We start from the raw sequence: 21,803 nt of genomic DNA on the forward strand, positions 1-21,803 counted from the left end.
GCAAGAGTTTGCTTTTGTCCGTTGTGTTGGGTAATTAGGCCGAGGCCGTGGATCCCCGGACCACCAACGTGGTCTCCATCGGCTCCGGGGCCGGTCCCGCCTCCGGCGCCTTCAGCAGCAGGTCCACCGCCGCCGCGCCGAAGCGGTGAAAGTCCTGGCGCACCGTGGTCAGCGGTGGCGAGCAGTACCCGGCCAGCGTGATGTCGTCCACGCTCACGATCGAGACGTCGCCAGGCACCTCCCGGCCTCGCTCCCGCAGCGCCCGGACGACCCCGAAAGCCATCTCGTCACTGGCCACGAACACGGCCGTGACCTGCGGAATCATCGCCAGGATCTGCCCCTGCCGATACCCCGACTCCGGCGACCAGCCACCCTCCAGCACGGGCGGCGCCTCGATCCCCGCCGCGGCCAGGCACTCCTGCCAGCCCTGCCGGCGCTGCCGGGCCTCGATCCACTCGTCCGGCCCGGACACGTGCCACACCTGCCGATGCCCCAGATCCAGCAAATGCTGCGTGGCCACCCGCCCGGCCTCGCGCTGGTCGATGCTCAGCAGCCGGGCGCCCGCGCTGCGTGAACCGTCTACCGTCACGGTGGGGATATCACGCGTAATGCCCTCGATCTTCTGCGTCACGGACACCAACGGCACCGCGATCACCAGCCCGTCCACCCCCTGATCAGCCAGCTTGGCCAGCGAGCGCTCCAGCTGCCCGGTGTCCAGCCCACCGATCGTCGCCACACTCACCGCGTACCCGGCCGCCCCGGCCGCAGCCTCCACCCCGGCGATCACCGCCGAACGCGAGTAGTACCCGCCGGACTGCAGCAGCACCAGGCCGATGGTGTGACTACGCCCCGAAGCAAGAGCCTTCGCCGCACTGTTGAACCGATAGCCGAGCTGCTCCACCGCCGCCAGCACCCGCCGCCGAGTCTCCGGATTGACGTTCGGCGAGTCCCGCAGAGCCCGCGACACCGTCTGCGCCGAGACCCCGGCCGTCCGCGCCACGTCCGCCATGCTCGGCTGCCGCTGCCTTGAGCCCTCACCCCGGTTCATCGACGCCCCTCATCCGTGTCCCGCACCGCCGGTCCTCTCTGGCGGCGACGCCGTCGGGCTGGGCCGCATGCCACCAGTGATACTAAGGCCGCTGGTATGTGTGGCACCGATAACACACGCTTACGTCGAGGCTCCTCGACCAAACCGGAAGAGCTGATCGATAGACGAAGCGACGTCGAGGTTCCGGATGAGTACGAATATCTGCATGGGGGCATACCGATGGCGTTCGGGCTGCTCGGATTTCTGGGACGTGGCTGGCTGGGTGTCCTGGCGAGCAAGAGCCGGGACGCGCGTGGGTCTTGATGGTCAGATGCGGGGAAGCATGGGGTCGGCCTCGGGGAGGACGGTTGCGGCCCAGGCGTATCCGTGCGCGGTGGCGTCGTACCGGCAGTCCCATTCCTGGCGGTCGCTGTTGAACCAGATGGCGTTCTGCTGGGTAAGCCGTAGCCATGTCTGGAGCAGTTCGCTGATCGATGGCACGGCGACGCGGTGCCAGTCCTCGGGCTCCATATCATCGATGTAGTGCAGGCCGGAGGGAGCTTCACGGTTCTCGCGCGCTGCGGTGCAGTCCGCGATCAGTCGGTACTTGGATGGGCGCGTGAAGCTGATCCAGGCCGGCTCGTACTCCGGATACGGTTCGAGGTGGGTGTTTCTGTCGGCCTCGGCCTCCTGCTGACGTGTCTGGTAGTCGCGGATCATGTCTTGCACGCTGATGGCGTCGAACATGTTGGGCCAGGAGAACCACCCGCGGCCCGATGGAGGCGGGCTTGTGGGACGCAGGTAGCCGTTGCTCCAGGTGAACCAATCGCGGACCTCATGCGAGAGTCGAAAGCCCAGGCTTGCTTCGGCGTCATCGAGTTGGGTCGCGGAGGCGCCGGGGGCCAGATCCTGGACCGGCGCGCCCGCCGCGAGCCATAGCTGCTGGAGTTCATTGAGGAGCTCGCGGACTTGGGACATGCCTGAACCTCAACTTTCACGCGCTGGAAAGGCGACGGATGGCGTAACCACGGGGTCACACGCGATCCGCTACAGGGCAACTGTTGCCGAAAGGTCGGTTGATGCACCACTCGTCGAACTCGTTGCTCGGCAACTACTCCTGCCTTGCCACAGAAGTGAAGACTGTCCGGGCCACCGTAGGACCCACCGGTCTCCGATTGCTGCATTCAACGAGATGTCTCCATTTATGTCGGGACAATTTGCCAGGTATGGGGAAGGTGCAGTCTTCCTCGCTCCAATGGCGAAAAGCATTCAGTTGACAGCGCGTTTCGCGGAGGGTATTCGATCGCCAAGGCTGCGAAGATGGCGCCTGGTGGGCGGCCGTCATCACGTTGATGGGCGAACCGCTCGTCTGCCATGAGGATTCTTCGGGGGAGGAATGGGCAAATGACGGTTCGTCTTGGTGTTGCGGCTGTTGGGCTTTCGGCGATTCTCGGGTCAACGACCGGCGTCGCCCATGCTGCTCCGAGTGTGCAGGCCGCACCTCCGGCGCTGACGCTCGTGGGAGCGCTGGCCGCGCAGCCGATGCTGACGCTGAGCGCGCGTTCCATTGCGGCCAGTCGCACGCTCGGGGTGGACCTTGCACATCTGCGGTCGAACACGACCTATGAGGTGATCGCCCGCAAGTCCCGTACCGACCGATCGACGACCAAGCTGTCGGTCACGAAGCCGCTGACGGTGCTGGCCCGGGTGAAGACGGACGCGCAAGGCAAGCACTCGGCGCGGTTCGTCGTGCCGTTGAGCTGGAAGAACGATCATCTGATCGAGGTGCGGAAGGTCAAGGGCGCCGACCTGGTCAAGGGGGCCAACGACTGGATCACCGTCACCCCGCGCAAGCCGTCCCTCGGCTTGAGCAGCGACAGCGTCCAGGTCGGTTCAGAAGTCCAGGTCGTCGTGAGCGGGCTACGGGACTACACGATGTACGAGGTGTTCAGCGGCGAGTCCCGGGAAACCGCCGATCCGGGCACCCGCAGCGGTGGGGAGGATCCGCCGGCGATCCGTGATTTTCGGACCGATGCCAACGGCCGGGCGCTCTTCAAGCTGGCGGCTCCCGGCAGGCCGGGGAACGACTACCGGATCGAAGTCAGGAAGAAGAAGGGCCAGGCGCCCGCCAGAAGCGCCCAAGCCTGGCTCACCGTCGTGCGCTGACCTTCAGACCACATCGGATCGGGCCAAGGATGCGCTGAGTGACGGCGGTATGGTGGCGCGATGAAGGTTCTTTCCATCCAGTCGGCGGTGGCCCACGGACACGTCGGCAACTCCGCCGCGGTGTTTCCGCTGCAGCGCATCGGTGTTGAGGTCGTCCCGGTCCACACCGTGAACTTCTCCAACCACACCGGCTACGGGGCCTGGCGGGGTCCGCTGATCTCGCCCGCCGACGTGGCCGAGGTGCTGCTCGGGGTGGAAGAGCGCGGGGTCTTCCCGCAGGTCGATGCCGTGCTGTCCGGGTACCAGGGCGGCACCGGGATCGCCGACGTGATCATCGACGCGGTGCGCCGGGTGAAGGCCGCCAACCCCTCGGCGGTGTACGCCTGCGACCCGGTGATGGGCAACGCCAAGTCCGGCTGCTTCGTCGCCCCGGAGATCCCTGACCTGCTGCGCGACCGGGTGGTGCCGGTGGCCGACATCATCACCCCCAACCAGTTCGAGCTGGGTTTCCTGACCGGCACCGAGCCGACGACGATGGAGTCCACCCTGGCCTCGGTCGACCTGGCCCGGGCGATGGGTCCCTCGACCGTGCTGGTGACCAGCGTCGAGCGACCGGACCGGCCCGAGGGCACGATCGAGATGCTGGCGGTCGACGGCAGCGGCGCCTGGGTGGTGCGTACTCCGTACCTGCCGTTCAAGGCCAACGGCTCAGGCGACGTCACGGCCGCGCTGTTCACCGCGCACCTGCAGGAGAGCGGCAAGGCGTCGGTGGCGCTGGAGCGCACCGCCTCGAGCGTGTACGACCTGATCGACCTGACGCACCGCTCCGGTGAGCGTGAGCTGCAGCTGGTTCAGGCTCAGGAGTTCTATGCCACGCCGCGCCTGCAGTTCGGGGCCGAGCAGGTGCGCTAAACCTGGGGCATGCAGCACTACCTGATCGGTACTGGGCCGCAGGGCACGGTGGTCCTCGACGGACCTTCTGACGAGATACGTATCGTGGACCCGCAGGGCCGCCGGAGCTGGCGGGGCCGCATGCCCGAGGAGGGCTCCTACGTCGCCGGGGTCGACGGGTGGAGCCGGGCGATCCTCTCGTCGCGCATCGAGCTCTGGGACGAGCCGGATCCGCTGCCGCGGGAGACGGTCGGGTCCGAGGGGGTGCGGGAGTGGGATGTGCCCCGAACCTGGCGGATGCGCGTGCTGGCCGGGCCGTCGCTGAACGATCACCTCATGCTGCGAGGCCATCAGGACGGTTCCGGCCAGGTCGATCTCGTGCGTTCGTCCGGTGCGAACGAGGTCATCGAACTGCCTACTGCGCAGATGGAATGGTCCGATTCACCCGGAGGTGAGGCGGGCGTCCTCTATCGGTTCGGTGGAGAGTCGCAGGAGGCGGAGTACTTCGTGTTCCGGCGGCTCGACGGCGAATGGCGCGCGGTTGTCCAGGGCCTGCTGCCCGGGCCGGTGATCACCATGGACGTCTCCGATCAGGGCGACGTCACGGCCACCGCACTGGGCCACGGGCTCGTGGTCGTGATGGCCGACGGAACCCGGCGGCACTGGCCGGTGGAGGACCACAAGCTGCCGACGATGGCCTGGCTGCACGGCGCAACGGTGACGCTTACCCGGAACATGCTGTCGGACGGGGAGGATCGGACCCGGGTCTGGAGGTACGACGAAACCGGTGCGCTGGCCTGGGAAGAGCTGTTGGCCGGAGAGTGGACGGTCTCGTTGAGCCCGGTCACTGGGGCGGTGATGATGAGCCAGGAGAACGAGTCGGTCGTCTTTGGCCTGGACGGACGGCGGGTGCATGAGCCGGCGATCGAAGGGCTGCGGGTGTTCGGCCAGGACGGAGCCTGGGTGACATTGCGCCCGGACGGCACGGTGGATCGTCAGCCGGCGAAGTGATCCCGGACCCGCTCACGCAGCCAGATGTGGGCGGGTTCGCTGTTGTGCCGCTGGTGCCAGACCGCGACGATCGGCGCGTCCGGCAGTGCGAACGGCAGGTCCACGGTGATCAGATCAAAAGCCACTACCAATGGACGCGTCACGGCCAGTGGCGTGGTCAGCAGACTTTCGCTGTCGCGGACGACCTGAGCAGCGGCCGCGGCCGTGCCGAACGAGGCGATTACCCGACGGCGCAGGCCGTGCTCGGCCAAGATCTCGTCGATCGGGCCGGTGAGCCGACCCCGGCGGGAAACCACCACGTGCGTCAGTGCGGCGTACTGCTCCAGGTCGAGAGTGCCGGTCTGCGGGTGATCTCGGCGCATCGCCACGGCAAGACGGTCGTGGCCGATGACTTCTGAGTGGAACTCCGGCTGTTCCGGCGCGTCAGCACCGATTTCGAGGTCGACCCGGCCGTGGCGTAGGTCGTCCGAGTCGCCGGAAGCTTCGGGCAGGAACCGCAGCCGTACGCCGGGCGCCTGCTGCGCGATGGTGTTCAGCAGGGCTGGGGCCAGGGACATGGCGAGGGCGTCGTGGCAGCGCAGGGCGAAGGTTCGTTCCAGCGTGGCGAGGTCGAGTTCGCGGTGTGGCGTGAGTACGGCCTGAGCCTGCCGGACCAGGTCGCTGACTTCTTGGCGGACGGCCTGGGCGTAGGGCGTCGGCATCATCGTGCGGCCGGTGCGCACCAGGATGTCGTCTCCGGTGAGCTTGCGGATCCGGCCGAGCGCCCGGCTGACCGCCGGGGGCGACAGGCGCAGTCGGTCGGCGGCCCCGGCCACGCTGCCTTCTTCGAGCAAGGCGTTGAGCGTGGTCAGCAGGTTCAGATCTAAGTGCATGAGGGTAAATCTTAGCTTTACAAGAGTGCACTGGACATCATGCCAAGTGGTTCGCAGACTCGTTCCCAAGAGCAATGACCTAGGGAGTTATCACGATGTCCGAACAAGAACTGCTGGCCGTGATCACCGGAGCCGTCCGCCGGGCCGGGGGAGTGATGCAGGAGCGCGCCAAGGCCTTCACCCTGCCCACGACCAGCGAAGACCTGATCAACGTAGTCAAGGCCAACGACGCCGCCGTCACCGAGATCCTGCGCCCGGCGTTGATGCAGGCTCTGCCCGATGCGAGCTGGGAGGCCGACGAGCACGCCAAGGGCCCGGTGCCGGCCGGGGATCTGTGGGTCACCGATCCGGTCGGCGGCAACGTCAACGCCGTGCACGGCATCCCGGAGTGGAACATCGGCGTGACCCTGGTCCGCGACGGCCGGCCCCTGATCGCCGTGGTCTACATCCCGCTCACCGACGAGCTGTTCACCGCCGTGGCTGGTGAAGGCGCCCGGCTGAACGGCACACCGCTGCAGGTATCGGCCAAGACCGAACTGTCGGCCGCACTGGCCGGAACCGGGCAGGCCCTGCCGAGCCAGGAACCAGCCGCCGCGCAACGAGCCGGGCAGTCGATCGCCGCCATGATGCGCTCAGCCCTGCTGGTGCGCGCAGCGGTTCCGGTCACCCAGCAGTTGGTGCAGCTCGCGGCCGGGCGCCTGGACCTGCACTGGCAGTTCGACAACGTGCGCTCGCACATCGGCCCGCTCCTGATCTTCAGGGAGTCCGGCGGCAGGGTCACGCACCTCGACGGTCGCGACTGGGAGATCGCCGGCGAGGGCTACCTGGCGGCTGCACCCGGTCTGCACGCGGCGGCCCTCAATGTGCTGCGAAAGGCGGCCTGAGCCATGCGGATCGCCGTACTTGGCGCAACCGGAGCGGTTGGCTCGCTGGTGGTGCAAGAAGCGCTGCGCCAGGGCCTGCTGGTGACCGCCTTGGCCCGGGACCCGCGCCAGGTACCAGCCCGGCCCAACCTCACGGTGGCCGAGGCTGACGTGTTCGACGCTGCGTCCATCGCCCGGGCGATCAACGGCAGCGAGGTACTGATCTCGACCCTGGGCGGGAAGAACGTGCTGAAGGTCGGGGCCGAAGCCGTGGTGAGCAGCGGCATCGATCGCATCGTCTGGCTCGGTGCCCACGGAACGGGCGAGTCGGCTCAGTCGGCCGGATGGTTCACCCGTTCTCTGCTGAGCTTGCTCATGCGCAGCGAGTTGGCGGACAAGGAGGCAGCCGACCGGATCGTCCTGGCCGCCGGTGGCACGGCCCTGCATGTCGGGCCGATGAACTCGGGCCCGGCCGAACAGCACACGCTGCCGCTGGAATCCGCTCCCAGGACGTTCTTTCCGAGCACGATCAGCCGTTCTGCCGTGGCGGTAGCCCTGGTCGAGGAAGCAGTGCAAGCGCGCTTCCCGGGACAGACCGTGGTCGCCTTCAGCCAGAAGGGCGCCGCGAGCGCTCCGGCAGCAGGGCGAGGTGCTCTTCGCGCACCAGATCGAAGCGAGTAGCCAGCCGCACCAGGGCCTCCCGCTTGCCGCTGCCCTGCGCGGCCTGGGCGATGCGTAGCTTGCTGCGCACCAGGTAGTCGACGTGGAACGTGACGGCTTCGGCGGTGAGTTCGGCGCAGCCCGGTACCGGACGCAGTCGTTCCAGCACCTTTGCGGTGGAGGGAATGGCTGCGTCCGACTCGTCGCGCAGCCGGGGCTCGCACAGGGCCAGCAGGATCAGGAAGTAGCGGGCGGCCGGGTCCAGCGAGAAGGCGCTGATCGTCGGCTCGCCTCCCAGGCTGGCCCCGGTGTGGTCGAGCCGGGTGTGCGAGGGGGCGAAGATCCGCAGCACGGCGGGGGAGGTGTCGATCGGCAGGACCAGGCGGCTGATCTCGAAGGGGATCGGCGCGGCCACGCGGCCGGGACCGACCTTGACGTGCTCGCCTGCGCCTTCCGGGTTCTCGACCACGAGGGTGAGGGTTTGGCTGAAATTGGTCAGTCTCCAGTGGTCTTCGACCGCGCGGATCTCACCGGCCAGCCGAGGCACCGCCGGATCAGTGAGCGTGATGTCGACCGGTACGTTCTCGGCGCCCCGCCCGAACCGGGCGCTGTGACCGGCCGGGAGCTCGATCACCTGGGCCGGATCAGCCAGGACGTCGATCAGTACCGGTTCCACGAAATCTCCTCACTGCACTACGTACGCGTCATAGGCGGACTCCACCCGCTGGACATACGGCTGCAGCCGCTCAGGCACGCCGCCGGCCTCGCGCACCGTGGACCCGGAGGTCCGGTAGGCCGCGGCCAGGTTCAGCCGCTGATCACCTGGCACCTGCTCCACCCGGGGTGCCAGGTAGCAGAGGTAGCGCCCGAGCGCCGGGATGGACATCTCCGGCGGGAACGGTGGCGTCGGCTCGGTGGACTGTTGCTCGGCGGGCAGGCGCTGCTGCAGTACCCGTGGGGTCCAGCGGGCGATGCCGTACTCGTCGTTGTCCGGATCGCTCAGGTCGGCGTCGAAGTTGCTCTCAGCCTTGAGGATGGCTGCGACCAGCGGGGGATCGACCGCCGGGTGCTGGCATTCCTGGGTGGCAGCCTCGACGATGAGCTGCCGGTACTGGGTGGGGATGCCGGTGTCGGTGCGCAGCAGATCAGGCCGGTAGTCGGCAGAACCGCTCGGAGCATCGTCGGAACCGAAGTGCTGGAAGAGACCTAACCCCAGCGCTGCCACCAGCAGGACGGCCACTGCAGCGCCGACCAGCCGAAGCCGTGAGGAACCGGCCGCCGGAGAGGGGTGCTGCGCGGCCCGGACCTGTTGCAGCAGCGTGGCCGCATCGGTCGCCGAGCGGGAGCGATGGTCGGGCGCCAGGCAGGAGGTGATCACGTCGCGCCAGGCCGGCGGGACGTCGTCCAGCGCCAGAGGCCATTCGCCGTTGACGTACCGGGCCGCGGCCTCGGCCCGCGCTCGCGCGTCAGCCCCGGGGAACGGGAACCGGCCGGTCAGCGCGCGGTGCGCGATCACCCCGAAGGCCCAGATGTCGGCGCTGAGGCGTACTTTCAGGCCGTTGTCGGTGAGCTGCGCGGACCGGCGTTCGGGGGCCAGGTAGTCAGGGGATCCGACCGGCGGCAGGTAGCCGTGGGTGCCGTCGATCTGGGTACTCAGGCCGAAGTCCGAGACCCGCACGCTGCCGTCCGCCATCAGCAGCACGTTGTCCGGCTTCAGATCTCCGTGCATCCAGCCCGACCCGTGCAGATAGGCCAGCGCCTGCGCCAGTTGCTCGAGCACGCGGGGGGCATCCGGCGCCGGGCCTTTGCGCAGCACCGCTTCCAGGGACTGCTCGGCCCGCTCCAGCACGATCACCACCACCCCGTCGAGGTGTGGATCGGCCGGATCGTCCAGGGTGTGCACGCCCAGGCAGCGGATCAGGTGCGGGTGGCTGAGCTGCTGATGCCCGTCCACCTCGCGGTTGGCCATCTGGGCCAGGTGCCCGAGCTGGCGCGGGGTCAGGGTGCCGGTGGGCAGGAACTTCAGCGCCACCGCGGGTTCGGCCGCCTCAGAAACGGATTCGGCCGCGTAAACACTGCCCCACTGACCAGCCGCGATCGGCGAAACCACCCGCCAGGGCCCCACCCGGTAACCGTTCGGGACCCGGACCGGCCAGTTCGCCGTCTCGGCCGTCTGCCCCGCGCGATCCCCCTGGTGCATGCCCCCGCAGACCTCCCCGCCCGAACCAGCGTGTGCCTCAACCCCGACGGCCAGGCTAGCCGACCGATCTTCAAACGAGCGCAAAACGGAACCAAAGGGAAGCCGATTGTCAACCTCTGCACCCACAGGTGCCGGAACCACCCGCTGCGGTACCAGCCTTGATCCAACCGAAAGAGACGAACGCAGGAGGGAACGCGTGATGGGACGACGTCTGGCCCTGGCCGCTTTGGCCGGTGCGATGGCGGCGGGTGCCGTCCTGGTACCGGCTGCCAGCGCCTCAGCGGCGGGTTTCTACTTCGAGTACGACCCGGCGGACACGGTCGACGGCACCCGTGAGGGCGGCCACCTTTACGGCTACCCCAGCGGCAGTAACTCCAGTACCGCGGTTTACGCCGGCGACGTCGAGTTCTGGTCCGCCGCCGGTGGGGAGGTCGTACGGCATCTGCAGGTGTGCGACAACAAGTCCGACGGGCAGCCGGTGTACGCGCTGATCAAGGTGCCGGACGGCCGGGTGCTGTCCTACAAGGCCCCGGCCCACGCCGAGCCGGGCCAGGGCAACGACTGGCCGAGCAGCGGGTGCTGGTCAAGCCGCATCTACTACCCCGTCACGTCCTACGCGCTCAAGGTCGGCAACTCGACCTCCAGCTTCATCGCACCCCCACCGCGTCAGTGACGGTCGGTGCGGCGGAGGGGGCCGCACCGACCGTCACCGGCCCATCCATCAGGAGGAAAGTCCTTGAGCAAGAACCACAAGCCGTTCGTGACGGTCGCTGCAGCCACCGTGCTGGCCGGCACCGCCGTCGTCACCGTCCAGACCACCAGCGGGCAGGCCGCACCGGCCGCGGTGGCCCGCCCGGTGGTCGAGGCCGACCGCCCGGTGTTCCAGTTGCCGTTCAAGTGCGACACCAAGGCGTACTTCGGCACCGCCGGGTCGCACGCCCCCGCGCAGGACATCTACCGCAACCCGTTCAACGACACCGCGGGCGAGGAGGTGGTGGCTTCCGCGCCGGGCACGGTCAACTTCTCCGGCTGGGACTCCGGCGGTGGCTGGGTGGTCCAGATCGACCACGGCAAGGGCTGGTTCACCACCCAGATCCACCTGGCCAAGGAGCAACTGATCAAGCAGGGGGCCAAGGTGAACCGTGGGCAGGTGATCGGCCTGGCCAGCGACACCGGGTCGAAGTCCGGCGGGATCAACCACGTGCACTACGAACAGGCCTACGACGTGGACGGGGACGGCCAGGTTCAGTGGGGCGGCCCGAACAACGAGCGTCAGACCGTGACGTTCGACGGCATCCGCTACGAGGACACGACCGGCCAGGAGATCTTCGTGACCAGCGCCAACTGCCGGGCCTCGGGCCCCAGCCGGGGCATCGGGGTGTTCCGGCCCTCGGCCAAGGCCTGGTTCGCTCCGGGCCGGACGCTACGCCAGAGCTGGGGCGAGAAGGACGATCAACCCCTGGTCGGTGACTGGAACGGCGACGGTGAACCCGGCCTCGCGATCTTCCGGCCTTCGGCCCAGACCTGGTACACCCCGGGCAGCACCTGGATGAAGAACTGGGGCAACCCGGGGGACCTGGCCGTCGGCGGCGACTTCAACGGTGACGGCAAGGACGAGCCGGCGGTCTTCCGGCCCTCGACCAAGACCTGGTACACGCCCGGCAAGGTGCTCAAAGCCAACTGGGGTGAGCCGAAGGACGTGCCGTTCGCCGGGGACTTCGACGGCGACGGCAAGGACGAGATCGGCGTGTACCGGCCCTCGACCAACACCTGGTACACCCCCGGCAAGGTCCTCAAAGCCAATTGGGGACGCTCGGGAGACAAGCCGGTGATCGGCGACTTCAACGGCGACGGCAAGGACGAGATCGGAATGTTCCGGGCCTCGACCAAGTCCTGGTACACCCCGGGCCGGATCATGCGTCAGGACTGGGGCGAGGCCGGCGACCTGCCTATCGCCGGACTGTAGCTAAAGAGCGTTAAGGGGCCGGGCGCCGGGCCGGGGAGACCAGCCCGGTCTCGTAGGCGAACACCACCAGCTGGGCCCGGTCCCGCGCGGCGGTCTTCATCATCGCCCGGTTCACATGGGTTTTCGCGGTGGCCGGGCTGATGAACAGCCGTTCGGCGATCTCCTGGTTGGACAGCCCGGCCCCGACCAGGGTGACGATCTGCCGTTCCCGCTCGGTCAGCGCCACCGGCGTGCGGGTGCTCATCGTCGGGGTGATCTGCGGTTGTTCCAGGAACCGGCCGATCAGGGCCGTGGTCGCGGACGGGGAGAGCAACGACTCCCCGTCCGCGATCGTGCGGATGGCCTGGATCAGCTCCTCCGGGGAGGCCCCCTTGCCGAGGAACCCGCTGGCCCCGGCCTGCAGGGCACCGATCACCAGTTCGTCGGTCTCGAAGGTGGTCAGCACCAGGATCCGGACACCGGCCAGATCCTCGTCACCGGTGATCCGCCGGGTGGCCTCGATCCCGTCCATGTCGGGCATGCGAATGTCCATCACCACCACGTCGGCCCGGGTGCTGCGGGCCAGTTCCACCGCCTCCACGCCGGTGCCCGCCTCACCCACCAGATCCAGGTCGGGGGTGGCCCGGAACAGCATGGCCAGGGTGGAGCGCAGCAGCGCCTGGTCGTCGACGAGCAGAACACGGATGGTCATGACTGGCTCTCGCTGCTGTGGCGCAGGGGGATGCTGGCGCGCACGCCGAACCCGCCTGCGGGAGTGGGACCGTGGGTCAGAGTGCCGCCGGCGGTGACGGCGCGTTCGCGCATCCCGATCAACCCGTGACGGGTACCCGGCCCCTGGAAGCCCGACGGACGTCCGTTGATGGGTTCGTTGGTGATGTGCACGGCGAGATTCTCTCGTCTCCAATGAAGTTCGATCGCGATGGGGGCACCCGGGGCATGCTTGGTGGCATTGGTGATCGCCTCCTGGATGATCCGGTACGCGGCCAGGTCCTGACTGGCGGGCAGTTTCACCGGATCCCCGTCGGCCCTCAGCGAGATGTCGGCGCCGACCGAGCGGAATCCGTCCAGCAGTTCCCCGAGATGTTCCAGACCGGGTGCTGGGCGCAGAGCTTCGCTGGGCCGCTCGTCATCGTGTCGCAGCATCCCGACCGTGGCGCGCAATTCGTCCAGAGCCTGCCTGGTATTTCCGGTAATGTCCTGCAGCGCGGTTGAAGCCGCGTCCGGATCCGAGCGCAACAGGTAGCCGGCCACCCCGGCCTGGGCGTTGACCAGGGTCAGGTGGTGAGCCAGGACATCGTGCAGGTCCTGCGCGATCCGGATCCGCTCGGCCACCACCTCGGCGCGGATCTGCGCCTGGCGCTCGCGCTCGTCCCGGGCGGTGCGCTCGCGGGCCACGGCGACCAGGGTGCCCGCCCCGAAGGCAATGACGACCAGGTTGAACGCGACAAAGCTGGTGGCGATCAAGGTCTGGCCGTGCACCGCGACCCCGGTCAGCAGCAAGACCACCGCGGAGGCCGCACCCGGTACCCAGCCCGGCCGGCCCGGTCGTTGCGCAGCCAGGGTGAAAGCCGCTGCCACGGTGGCCAGCGGGACCGGCTGGAAGGCGCCCATCGCCTCGTTCACGCCTGGGTCGGGCCCGACCGTGACGGCGATCGCGATGTGCAGCGCCTCCACGAAGGCGACCACCACCAGCACCGGCAGGGCGAAACGGCGGCGCCACAACAACGGCAGCCAGGAGACCAGGACGAAGACGGTGACCTCGATGCCGGGGGCCTGGACCTGACCGGTCCGGATCGTGGCGGTGACGAACATGGCCGCCAGATAGAGCACGTCGAACGCGGGCCAGGCCCAGAAGAGTTTCCTCTTCCGGGCCTGAACCGGGGTCGGGGGAGACAGGGTCATACCCTCGTCCAGGTCCTCTCGTCGGTCTCGGCCGCAACCGGTTCGGCGTTCTCCAGAGCCAGCTGCGGGGTGATCGCGTCCAGCGGGCGAGGGTAGTACCAGTTCGCCCGGCCGATCAGCGTCATCAGGGCCGGCATCAGCGTCATCCGGATCACGAACGCGTCCACCACCACGGCGATCGCCAGGCCCAGGCCCAGGGCCGAGACGATCCGCTCGCCGCTGAAGCCGAAGGAGGAGAACACCGCCAGCATGATCGTGGCCGCCGCGGCGATCACCCCGGCGCTCTCGGCCAGGCCGTTGCGTACCGCCAGCCGGTTGTCACCGCTGACGTGGAACTCCTCGTGCATGGAGCTGACCAGGAACACCTGGTAATCCATGGACAGGCCGAACATCACGCCGGCGATCATGACCGGGACGATGTACATCACCGGCGCGCCGCTGCCCACCCCGAGCAGTTCACTGCCCCATCCGAACTGGAAGATCGCGGTGATCACGCCCAGGCCCACGCAGATCGTGGCCAGGTTGGTGACCGCGCCCAGCAGCGGCACCAGCAGGCTGCGGAAGGCAACCATCAGCAGCAGGAAACCGAGGACGGCGACCAGGCCCAGGTACAGCGGCAGCTTGCTGATCAGGGCGTCGGACATGTCGATGTCGGTCGCGGTGGTGCCGCCCACGTACACCTGCAGGCCGGTGCCGCTCTCGGCGCTCGGGATCAGCGTGTCGCGCAGGTGGTGCACCAGGTCGGAGGTCTCTTCGGCCTCGGCACTGTGAACTGGGGTGACGGCCGCGGTGTTCAGGCCGTCGGCCGAGGAGGTGACCACCGCCGAGGCGACCTCCGCATCGGTCGGCAGCTGGGCGACCATGCTGGTGAAGGCCTCGGTGGCGGCCTTGTCCGGGGTCTGGGCCACTAGCAGCAGGGTGGCGTCGGCGCCTTCGCCGAATCCGGCCGACATCAGCTCGAAGTACGCGTGCGAGGCCGAGTCCTGCGGATCGCTGCTGGCATCGGCGTTGCCCACGCGCAGGCTCAGCGCGGGCACGGCCAGCACAGCGACCACGATCAGGGCCCCCAGGCCGCTGAGGATCGGGTGGTTCTGCACGACCCCGGCCCAGCGGTGCGACAGACTGGTGCGTGGCGCGGTCACCGGCCCATCGGCCAGCCGGCGGCGCTGCTTGCGGGAGAGCACCTTCAGCTTCAGCACAGCCAGCAGCGAGGGCAGCAGGGTGTTGGCGGCCAGCACGGTGCACAGCACGGTGAAGGCGGCGGTGAAGGCCATGCCGGTGAGCAGGCCCAGGCCCATCACGTACATGCCCAGCAGGGCGGCGATCACGGTCAGCCCGGCGAAGATGACCGCCCGGCCGGAGGTGTTCAGTGCCTGAGCCGCGGCGGCGGGCACGTCCAGGCCCTTCAGCAGGGCCTTGCGGTGCCGGTTGACGATGAACAGGGCGTAGTCGATGCCGACGCCCAGGCCGATCAGAGCGCCCATGGTCAGGACGTTGGCCGACAGGTCGATCACGTGCGAGGCGGCCATGACGGCCAGCAGCGACACCCCGACCCCGGCCACGCCGGTCACGATCGGCAGTGCGGCCGCGGCCACCGAGCGGAACACCAGCAGCAGGAGCACCAGGGCGACGAGGATGCCCAGACCCTCGGTCGCACCGCCACCTCCGCCGGGCAGTTCAGTGAACGCCTGCCCGCCCATCTCGATACTGAGGACGTCCGTGCGCGCGTCGGCCACAACGTCCCCAATTGGTTCGGTGTCGGTGTCCGCAGCGAGCGTCACGGTCGCGAACGCCGTGTTCGCCTCCGGGTTCAACTGCCCGGCGCCGGCATCGGAGTACGGGCCGGCGACCGCGAGCACGCCGGGAGCCTGCCGGATCTCCTTCAGCATCGCGGCCATCTCGGAGCGGACCTGGCGGCCGTCGACCGGGGCGTCCTGACTGTGCCAGACGATCTTGCCGGTCTCGGTGCCGGCCCCGTCGGTGCCGAGCAGGGCATAGGCCTGGGCGGACTCACTGTCCGGCAGCTCGGCCGACTCGGTGAACGCGGTGCCGTTGGCCACGACCAGCCCGGCCAGAGCCACGAGAACCAGGAGCCAGCTACCGAGAACCAGGTACCACCGGCGGGTGCACCAATTTGCTAGGCGGACCACGGGACATCCTTCGTACGCAGGGGTGATGGGGGTTCGAGAGCGCGTGCCCTCGTGATCCCCAAGCTTTCCGGCGCCGCGCTTTCGCGACGTCGGCCCAGCGCGGTGAAGGATGTACCGCAGGCGCGGTACCTAGAGACCTACTGCGTGTCCTGACCCAGCACGACGGTGATGCTGCCGGGGTTGACCGAGCTCTCGGACAGTTCGCCCAGCCCGCCCAGCGCCTTGCGCACGGCCTTGGCCGAGGCCTCCATGCTGGAGTCCTCGTAGAGGATCTGCGAGACCGACAGGTTCTTGGAGTCGGAGTTGTCGGTCCGCGAGACCGTCCAGCCCTTGTCCTCCAGCTGGGTGCGGTACTCCCCAGCCAGCCCCATGACGGACAGCGAGTTCAGCACCACCACCGGGGTGAGCTTGTCGACCTTGCCGGCGCCATCGTTGTCCTGGCCGTCCGCGCTGGCCGCCCCGATCCCGCCGGAACCCTCCTCGGCCTCACCCTCGGCCTCGCCGGAGGCATCCGCACTGGCGGTGGCGTCGGCCTCGTCCTCCAGGGCCACGCCCGCGGTCGCCGTACCCGTCGGCGTTTCGCTACCCCCGGTGACCACGGTGTACACCCCGCCCAGGGCCAGCAGCACCACCGTGCTCCCGGCCGCCACGCTCATGTACGCGTTCAGTGAGGGCGGGCGCTCGCGATGGGCGCCTCCGCGGTTGGCCTTGTCCGCCGAAGCACTGTGGTCGGCGTGGCCGGACGGCCGCGTTGAGGGCATCGTGATGACTCCCGGAACGATTGAGCTGAACCACCCCGATCAGGAGTGAAGTCCGAGAGTACCAATTGTCCTGTCCATGAACAGGACTCATGTCGTACCGGGGCGACTGCGCAGCGTGACGGCGAACGGCGCGGCCGGTCTACTTTCCTGAACGGCCTGGCACAGGTGCTCGCGGGGGTCCGTGAAGTCCAGCCCGGTGCCCATCAGCACCTGCTCCACCCAGGTCTTCTCCCTCGGCCCAGCCTAGATCCTGAGGCCCGCGTCACCGCCGGGCACCGTCATCTGACGGGTCTCAGCCCCCGCCTCACGCGACTTCAATGGCCTTCGTCCCTCTGGATCCGCTGACAAGGAGCCTCTCGTGGCCCTGCCTCCCACCCCGCCCCAAGATCCGGCCTCCCCGTTCGCCTCCATGCGCGGGCACCACATGGGCATCCGCTATCCCGACTTCGACAAGGCCCGGTCGTTCTGGGTGGACACGATGGGCTGGCGGGTGCTGCAGGTCTGGCCCTACGGGGACCTGACCCTGGCCTACGTCATGCCCCCGGCCCAGGACGACTTCCACCTGGAGATCCTGGCCGGCCCCGGCGCCGCGGAGCAGCCGAGCTTCCCCGACGTGGACGCGAGCCTGTCGGTGGCGGGCTACAACCACGTCTGCCTGTCGGTGGAGAACGTCGACGAAACTCTGGCCGAGCTGCGCCGGCGCAACGTGGACATCGTCAATCCGCCCTTCGAGATCGAGGACATCAGCGCACGCCTGGCGTTCTTCCGCGACCCCTGGGGCAACATGTTCGAACTTTCCGAGCGGATCGACGGGGCCCACGTCCACTGACGGGAGCAGACACGATGAGAATTGCCATCATCGGGACAGGGAACGTCGGCCGTGCCCTCGCCGAAGGGTTCTCGGCAGCCGGGCACGAGGTCGTCGCGGGATCACGTGATCCGGCCGCGCACCGGGACTTCCCGGTCCCGGTGGCGAGCGCGCCGGTGGCTGCGGACGGGGCCGAGGTGGTCGTCAATGCGACGCCCGGCATCGACTCGGTGGCTGTGCTGAGGAGTTTCGGCCGGGAATGGCTGGACGGGAAGATCCTGCTCGACACCGCGAACGCGGCCGACCACGACAACCTCCTCGTCTACCCCAACGCCAGCCTCGCCGAGGTGCTGCAGAGCAGTTTCCCGGGCACCCACGTGGTGAAGGCGCTGAACACCTTCAACATCTCGGTGATGACCGATCCGCAGGTGCTGAAGGTGCCTACGACGGCCTTCGTCAGTGGCGACGATCCGCAGGCCAAGGCAGTGGTCGCCGGGCTGCTGCGGGACCTCGGATGGGGGCCCGGGACGTTGATCGATCTGGGCGGGCTGAGCACGGCCCGGGCCGTCGAGCACTACTACCCGCTGTTCTTGGCAACCTATGGCGCGCTGGGCACCTTGGTCTTCAACTCGGCGGTCGTCGTCTGAAGGAGTACTGCCATGTCTGTTCTGCGCGCCGTCGAGATCGGTGAGCCCGCAGGTGCCTTCCGGATCGTGGAGCACGAACTGCCCGAGCCCGCCCCGGGGCATGCGCGGATCGCGGTGCGGGCTGCGGGAATCTGCCACACGGACGTCCATTTCGTGAATCACGCTTTGCCCGGTCTGGTTGCTCCGGTGGTTCCGGGGCACGAGGTGGCTGGAATGGTGGACGCGGTGGGCGAGGGGGTGGACCAGCTCCGGTGGCCGGTGGGTAAGCGCGTGTCGGTGGGATGGTTCGGGGGCAGCTGCGGGCACTGCGCACAGTGCCGAGCCGGGGATTTCATTTCCTGCCCAGCGCTCAAGGTGCCCGGGCTGAGCTATCGCGGCGGCTGGGCCAGTCATCTCGTGGTCCCGGTGGACGCGCTGGCCGCTGTCCCGGAAGGGCTGTCGGACGTGGACGCGGCTCCGCTGGGGTGCGCCGGGGTGACGACCTTCCAGGCGTTGCGGCGCAGTTCGGCCCGGGCCGGTGATCTGGTCGCGGTGATCGGTGTGGGCGGGCTCGGTCATCTGGCCGTGCAGTACGCGGTTGCCTGCGGCTTCGAGACCGTGGCCATCGCGCGTGGTCAGGACAAGGGCTTCTTGTCCCGGGATCTCGGTGCGCATCACTACGTCGATTCCAGCGTCGTCGACCCGGCCAAGGCGCTGCAGGAGCTCGGTGGTGCGCAGGTCGTCGTCGGCACGGCCCACAGTTCGCAGGCGATGGCGGCCGGTCTGGAAGGACTGGCCATGGGCGGTGAGCTGCTCCTGGTCGGCTTCACCCCCGAACCCATGAACATCCCACCCACGAGCATGGTTCCGCAGAGCCGGAGGATCACCGGGCATCCGTCGGGAACGGCCTGGGACATCGAGCAGACCCTGCGCTTCAGCGCGCTGTCCGGGGTGCGGCCGATGACCCAGGTGATGCCCCTGGACCAGGTGGACGAGGCCTGGCGGACGATGATCTCCGGCGCAGCCCGCTTCCGGATGGTCCTGCAGCCCTGAACCCTCGTCAGGCCTCGCACCCCGTAAGGGTGGTACCAGCAGTACCCGTCTTCGAGGCCGTGCCGGTCGCTCAGCAAGCCACGATAGCTGGATGACAGTGGAGCGATTGGTGGGCCGGGAGGAGATCCTGCAGCGGATTCTCGCCCTGCACCAGGAATCCGCGCTCAGTGGTGGGACGATCCTGCTCATCGGTGAAGCGGGGATCGGCAAGACCCTGCTGCTGCAGCACGCTGCAATGAGAACCATCGAGACGGGCGGCTGCGTCCTGCGGGTCGAGGGCGCCGAGTTCGAGGCCGACGTCAGCTACTCCGCCCTGAACCAGCTGTTTCTGCCCCTGCTCGACGAGATCGCCGAACTGACGGCCACCCATGCCGAAGCCCTGCGCGTAGCACTGGGCTTCGGCACCGGTCCGGCACCCGACCGGCTCCTGGTGTCGAACGCCGCCCTGCTGTTGCTGCGCCGGGTGGCCGCGGACGGTCCGTTGCTGATTCTGGTGGACGACCTGCCGTGGGTGGACCGCGCCAGCGCGCTGGTGCTGGGTTTCGTGGCCCGACGTCTGGCGGGATCTCGTATCGGCTTCGTCGCCGCCTCGCGTACCGGTCTGGGCAGCTTCTTCGACGACAGCGGACTACCTCGCCTCGACCTCGGTCCACTCTCGTTCGAGGACGCGGAGAATCTCATCAAGCAGCACTTTCCAGAGATGGCGGTGAACGTCCGGCAGCGACTCCTGAGCGAGTCGCGCGGCAATCCTCTGGCGCTGGTCGAGTTCCCCAACGCGCTCAGCGATCAGCAGCGCCAGGCCCAGATCGGGCTTCCCGCAGTGCTACCTCTGACCGAGCGCCTGCGCTCGCTGTTCGCCTCCCGGGTGGACGATCTGCCGGCCGACTGCCGTCGTCTCCTCCTGCTGGCCGCGCTCGACCGCAGTGGCGGCAGCGCCACCTTGCGCTCCGCAGGCGGGGAACTGGCTGCTCTGGCGCCCGCGGAGCGCGACCGACTGGTTTACGCCGGTCAGAGCATCGAGTTCCGGCATCCACTGATCCGCTCGGCCGTGGTCGAGGGCTCGACGATCAGCGAACGGCGGACGGCCCATCGGCGCCTGGCCGATGCGCTGGTTGATCAGCCGGATCGCCGGGCCTGGCATCTGGGCGAGGCATCCACCGGGCCGGACGAAGAGGTTGCCGGCCTGCTGGAGGAGGCCGCCGGGCGGGCTCAGCGCCGGGGCGACGCGACCGGAGCGGTGAGTTCGCTGGCCCGGGCCGCCGACCTGAGCCCCGAGCCGGCCGATCGCGGCCGTCGCCTGGCACAAGCCGCCTATCTGGGAGCCGACTCGGTGGGCGAAATGCTGGGGGCAACCCATCTGCTGGATCGGGCCCGGCGCAGTAGCCCGGACGTCGGCGCTTCGCTACCGGCTGCGGCCGCGACGGCGATGCTCCTGATCAACGATGACGGTGATGTCCTGACCGCCTACCAGTTGCTGATGAGCGCGGTGGAGATGAACGGGGCAGAGAACGACAGTGCTCTCTCCGAGGCGCTGTACACACTGTTGCTCCTGAGCTGGTACTCGGGGCGCGAGGAGGTCTGGGCACGAGTCTTCGCGGTGATCGACGAACTCAAGCCCGAACCACCGCAGGTGCTCGCGATCGCCCGGCACACCTTCCCCGACCCTGCGCGAACCGGGCAGAAAGCCGCCGCCGAACTGGACGCCCTGCTGGCCGATCCACCCGTGGAGCCGGTGGACAGCGACCTCATGCAGCTGGGCACGGCCAGCGTCTACCTGGACCGGCTGGCGGGGCTTCGGGAGCGCAACTGGAAGGTTGTCCGGGCGGGGCGCCAGGGGCGGGTTCCGGCCCGCCGGCGCATCGCGGCGCTCACCCACCTGGGGCACGACAGTTTTCATGCGGGCCGGTGGGCGGAGTTGGAGCAACTGGCCGCCGAGGGTTCCCGTCTGTGCGACGAGTACGGATACCGTTTCTTCGTCTGGCATTTCCGGTATCTGAGCAGCATGCATGCCGCCGCCACCGGCGAACACGAGGCGAGCCAGGAGCTGACAGACACGATGAACCGCTGGGCGGTTCGGCGGAACGCGCTTGGGGTCAGATGGTTCGCCGCTCACCCGCGCACGCTGAACCACCTGGGCCAAGGCGATTACGAGGCCGCTTACCGGGAGGCCACGGTATTCAGCTCGCCGGGGACGATCGCCTCGCACGTTCCCCAGGCGTTGTGGATCGCCCTGGACCTGGTGGAGGCCGCCTGGCGCAGCGGGCGTCACGAAGAGGCTCGCAGTCACGCTGCCGCCATGCGAACCAGTGATCTGGCCGGGCTCTCCTCCCGCCTGGCCTTGCACGTCGCCACGGCACGCGCATGGGTAGCAACGGACGAGGAGGTGCGCCGGCGTTTCGACGAGGCACTGGCCCTTCCCGGCATCTCGGCCTGGCCGTTCGATCTGGCCCGGTCCCGGCTGGCCTACGGCGAGCGGTTGCGCCGGCTGAAGCGTACGGCCGAGGCCCGCGCCCAGCTGGCCTCCGCCGAGAGCATTTTCGAGCGGCTCGGCGCCCGGCCCTGGCTGGAGCGCACACAGAGCGAACTACGGGCCACCGGGTTCCACCGTCCGCGGGCTGTGCTGGGCCCGCGGCTGACTCCGAAGGAACGGGAGATCGCCGATTTGGCCGGGGCCGGGCTGACCAACAAGCAGATCGGCGAACGGCTGTACCTTTCCCACCGCACGGTGAGCACGCACCTGTACCAGATCTTTCCGAAGCTCGGAATTTCCTCACGCGCTGCCCTGCGCGATGCCCTGAACGGTTGGGACAGGGAAGAGCCCGTGTGATCCACGTTCTCCGGGGAACC

Annotated in this window: 21 protein-coding genes; 11 read left to right on the plus strand and 10 right to left on the minus strand. The window is 68.6% G+C overall.

All coding sequences use genetic code 11. The features are described 5' to 3' along the window. Positions 1-34: 34 nt before the first annotated feature. Entirely contained in the window at positions 35-1,009 is a 975-nt protein-coding gene (locus LR394_RS28080; RefSeq protein ID WP_231447570.1) for a LacI family DNA-binding transcriptional regulator, read from the minus strand. Between the two features lie 345 nt (positions 1,010-1,354). Beyond that, positions 1,355-2,005 (minus strand): SMI1/KNR4 family protein, encoded by a 651-nt coding sequence (locus LR394_RS28085; RefSeq protein ID WP_231447571.1) that lies wholly within the window; start codon positions 2,003-2,005, stop codon positions 1,355-1,357. Positions 2,006-2,431: 426 nt separating this feature from the next. Between LR394_RS28085 and LR394_RS28090 the strand changes: the two genes are divergently transcribed. From LR394_RS28090 to LR394_RS28100, 3 genes are read left to right on the plus strand one after another with little or no spacing between them, the layout of a single operon-like run. Continuing rightward, positions 2,432-3,193, plus strand: a complete 762-nt coding sequence (locus LR394_RS28090; RefSeq protein ID WP_231447572.1) for a hypothetical protein — start codon at positions 2,432-2,434, stop codon at positions 3,191-3,193. 60 nt (positions 3,194-3,253) lie between these two features. Next, positions 3,254-4,105: a pyridoxal kinase PdxY gene (gene pdxY, locus LR394_RS28095; protein ID WP_231447573.1), complete on the plus strand. Its 852-nt coding sequence runs from the start codon at positions 3,254-3,256 to the stop codon at positions 4,103-4,105. A gap of 9 nt (positions 4,106-4,114) precedes the next feature. Continuing rightward, positions 4,115-5,095 carry a hypothetical protein gene (locus tag LR394_RS28100; RefSeq protein ID WP_231447574.1) on the plus strand — a complete coding sequence of 327 codons (981 nt, stop codon included), beginning with the start codon at positions 4,115-4,117 and terminating at the stop codon, positions 5,093-5,095. Here the strand turns inward: LR394_RS28100 and LR394_RS28105 are convergent. Continuing rightward, positions 5,080-5,967, minus strand: a complete 888-nt coding sequence (locus tag LR394_RS28105) for a LysR family transcriptional regulator (protein WP_231447575.1) — start codon at positions 5,965-5,967, stop codon at positions 5,080-5,082. The genes LR394_RS28100 and LR394_RS28105 overlap by 16 nt on opposite strands. Before the next feature lie 95 nt (positions 5,968-6,062). Here LR394_RS28105 and LR394_RS28110 point away from each other — a divergent pair, with 95 nt between their 5' ends. After that, a complete protein-coding gene (locus tag LR394_RS28110; RefSeq protein WP_231447576.1) occupies positions 6,063-6,851 on the plus strand; it encodes an inositol monophosphatase family protein in 789 nt (262 codons plus the stop codon). A gap of 3 nt (positions 6,852-6,854) precedes the next feature. Continuing rightward, entirely contained in the window at positions 6,855-7,511 is a 657-nt protein-coding gene (locus LR394_RS28115; protein ID WP_231447577.1) for an NAD(P)-dependent oxidoreductase, read from the plus strand. On the opposite strand, the gene LR394_RS28120 is transcribed toward LR394_RS28115, so the two are convergent. Together LR394_RS28120 and LR394_RS28125 are read right to left on the minus strand one after the other, a co-directional pair. Further along, entirely contained in the window at positions 7,438-8,166 is a 729-nt protein-coding gene (locus LR394_RS28120) for a hypothetical protein (RefSeq protein WP_231447578.1), read from the minus strand. The two genes, LR394_RS28115 and LR394_RS28120, sit on opposite strands and share 74 nt — an antisense overlap. 9 nt (positions 8,167-8,175) lie before the next feature. Further along, the gene (locus tag LR394_RS28125) at positions 8,176-9,690 is read right to left on the minus strand and encodes a serine/threonine-protein kinase (protein WP_231447579.1); all 1,515 of its coding nucleotides are present in this window, start codon (positions 9,688-9,690) and stop codon (positions 8,176-8,178) included. A gap of 199 nt (positions 9,691-9,889) precedes the next feature. Here LR394_RS28125 and LR394_RS28130 point away from each other — a divergent pair, with 199 nt between their 5' ends. Together LR394_RS28130 and LR394_RS28135 are read left to right on the plus strand one after the other, a co-directional pair. Beyond that, entirely contained in the window at positions 9,890-10,363 is a 474-nt protein-coding gene (locus LR394_RS28130) for a hypothetical protein (RefSeq protein ID WP_231447580.1), read from the plus strand. A gap of 63 nt (positions 10,364-10,426) precedes the next feature. After that, a complete protein-coding gene (locus LR394_RS28135) occupies positions 10,427-11,656 on the plus strand; it encodes a peptidoglycan DD-metalloendopeptidase family protein (RefSeq protein WP_231447581.1) in 1,230 nt (409 codons plus the stop codon). 10 nt (positions 11,657-11,666) lie between these two features. On the opposite strand, the gene LR394_RS28140 is transcribed toward LR394_RS28135, so the two are convergent. The 5 genes from LR394_RS28140 to LR394_RS42135 form a co-directional block, all read right to left on the minus strand. Further along, positions 11,667-12,347, minus strand: coding sequence for a response regulator transcription factor (locus tag LR394_RS28140; RefSeq protein WP_231447582.1), 681 nt, complete (start codon positions 12,345-12,347; stop codon positions 11,667-11,669). Then, positions 12,344-13,558 carry a sensor histidine kinase gene (locus LR394_RS28145; RefSeq protein WP_231447583.1) on the minus strand — a complete coding sequence of 405 codons (1,215 nt, stop codon included), beginning with the start codon at positions 13,556-13,558 and terminating at the stop codon, positions 12,344-12,346. The genes LR394_RS28140 and LR394_RS28145 overlap by 4 nt, the downstream gene beginning before the upstream one ends. Beyond that, positions 13,555-15,708, minus strand: coding sequence for an MMPL family transporter (locus tag LR394_RS28150; RefSeq protein WP_231447584.1), 2,154 nt, complete (start codon positions 15,706-15,708; stop codon positions 13,555-13,557). Before LR394_RS28150 ends, LR394_RS28145 begins: the two co-directional genes overlap by 4 nt. A 137-nt stretch (positions 15,709-15,845) precedes the next feature. Further along, positions 15,846-16,469, minus strand: a complete 624-nt coding sequence (locus LR394_RS28155; RefSeq protein ID WP_231447585.1) for a LytR C-terminal domain-containing protein — start codon at positions 16,467-16,469, stop codon at positions 15,846-15,848. Positions 16,470-16,556: 87 nt separating this feature from the next. Beyond that, complete coding sequence (locus tag LR394_RS42135; protein ID WP_269329916.1) at positions 16,557-16,688, minus strand: hypothetical protein; 132 nt, start codon at positions 16,686-16,688, stop codon at positions 16,557-16,559. Positions 16,689-16,827: 139 nt separating this feature from the next. Here LR394_RS42135 and LR394_RS28160 point away from each other — a divergent pair, with 139 nt between their 5' ends. The 4 genes from LR394_RS28160 (at position 16,828) to LR394_RS28175 (ending at position 21,783) form a co-directional block, all read left to right on the plus strand. Next, a complete protein-coding gene (locus LR394_RS28160) occupies positions 16,828-17,298 on the plus strand; it encodes a VOC family protein (RefSeq protein ID WP_231447586.1) in 471 nt (156 codons plus the stop codon). Between the two features lie 14 nt (positions 17,299-17,312). Further along, positions 17,313-17,924 (plus strand): NADPH-dependent F420 reductase, encoded by a 612-nt coding sequence (locus tag LR394_RS28165; protein ID WP_231447587.1) that lies wholly within the window; start codon positions 17,313-17,315, stop codon positions 17,922-17,924. 12 nt (positions 17,925-17,936) lie between these two features. Beyond that, the gene (locus tag LR394_RS28170; protein WP_231447588.1) at positions 17,937-18,956 is read left to right on the plus strand and encodes an alcohol dehydrogenase catalytic domain-containing protein; all 1,020 of its coding nucleotides are present in this window, start codon (positions 17,937-17,939) and stop codon (positions 18,954-18,956) included. Positions 18,957-19,047: 91 nt separating this feature from the next. Continuing rightward, positions 19,048-21,783 carry a helix-turn-helix transcriptional regulator gene (locus LR394_RS28175; RefSeq protein ID WP_231447589.1) on the plus strand — a complete coding sequence of 912 codons (2,736 nt, stop codon included), beginning with the start codon at positions 19,048-19,050 and terminating at the stop codon, positions 21,781-21,783. Positions 21,784-21,803 lie beyond the last annotated feature (20 nt).

The organism is Kineosporia babensis, assembly GCF_021129305.1.
Taxonomy (GTDB): domain Bacteria; phylum Actinomycetota; class Actinomycetes; order Actinomycetales; family Kineosporiaceae; genus Kineosporia; species Kineosporia babensis.

Bases quoted from the DNA above. Each gene is read 5' to 3' on its own strand.
- LR394_RS28080 (WP_231447570.1), bottom strand. From the start codon at position 1,009: ATGGCGGACGTGGCGCGGACGGCCGGGGTCTCGGCGCAGACGGTGTCG.
- LR394_RS28085 (WP_231447571.1), bottom strand. From the start codon at position 2,005: ATGTCCCAAGTCCGCGAGCTCCTCAATGAACTCCAGCAGCTATGGCTC.
- LR394_RS28090 (WP_231447572.1), top strand. From the start codon at position 2,432: ATGACGGTTCGTCTTGGTGTTGCGGCTGTTGGGCTTTCGGCGATTCTC.
- pdxY (WP_231447573.1), top strand. From the start codon at position 3,254: ATGAAGGTTCTTTCCATCCAGTCGGCGGTGGCCCACGGACACGTCGGC.
- LR394_RS28100 (WP_231447574.1), top strand. From the start codon at position 4,115: ATGCAGCACTACCTGATCGGTACTGGGCCGCAGGGCACGGTGGTCCTC.
- LR394_RS28105 (WP_231447575.1), bottom strand. From the start codon at position 5,967: ATGCACTTAGATCTGAACCTGCTGACCACGCTCAACGCCTTGCTCGAA.
- LR394_RS28110 (WP_231447576.1), top strand. From the start codon at position 6,063: ATGTCCGAACAAGAACTGCTGGCCGTGATCACCGGAGCCGTCCGCCGG.
- LR394_RS28115 (WP_231447577.1), top strand. From the start codon at position 6,855: ATGCGGATCGCCGTACTTGGCGCAACCGGAGCGGTTGGCTCGCTGGTG.
- LR394_RS28125 (WP_231447579.1), bottom strand. From the start codon at position 9,690: ATGCACCAGGGGGATCGCGCGGGGCAGACGGCCGAGACGGCGAACTGG.
- LR394_RS28130 (WP_231447580.1), top strand. From the start codon at position 9,890: ATGGGACGACGTCTGGCCCTGGCCGCTTTGGCCGGTGCGATGGCGGCG.
- LR394_RS28140 (WP_231447582.1), bottom strand. From the start codon at position 12,347: ATGACCATCCGTGTTCTGCTCGTCGACGACCAGGCGCTGCTGCGCTCC.
- LR394_RS28145 (WP_231447583.1), bottom strand. From the start codon at position 13,558: ATGACCCTGTCTCCCCCGACCCCGGTTCAGGCCCGGAAGAGGAAACTC.
- LR394_RS28155 (WP_231447585.1), bottom strand. From the start codon at position 16,469: ATGCCCTCAACGCGGCCGTCCGGCCACGCCGACCACAGTGCTTCGGCG.
- LR394_RS28165 (WP_231447587.1), top strand. From the start codon at position 17,313: ATGAGAATTGCCATCATCGGGACAGGGAACGTCGGCCGTGCCCTCGCC.
- LR394_RS28170 (WP_231447588.1), top strand. From the start codon at position 17,937: ATGTCTGTTCTGCGCGCCGTCGAGATCGGTGAGCCCGCAGGTGCCTTC.
- LR394_RS28175 (WP_231447589.1), top strand. From the start codon at position 19,048: ATGACAGTGGAGCGATTGGTGGGCCGGGAGGAGATCCTGCAGCGGATT.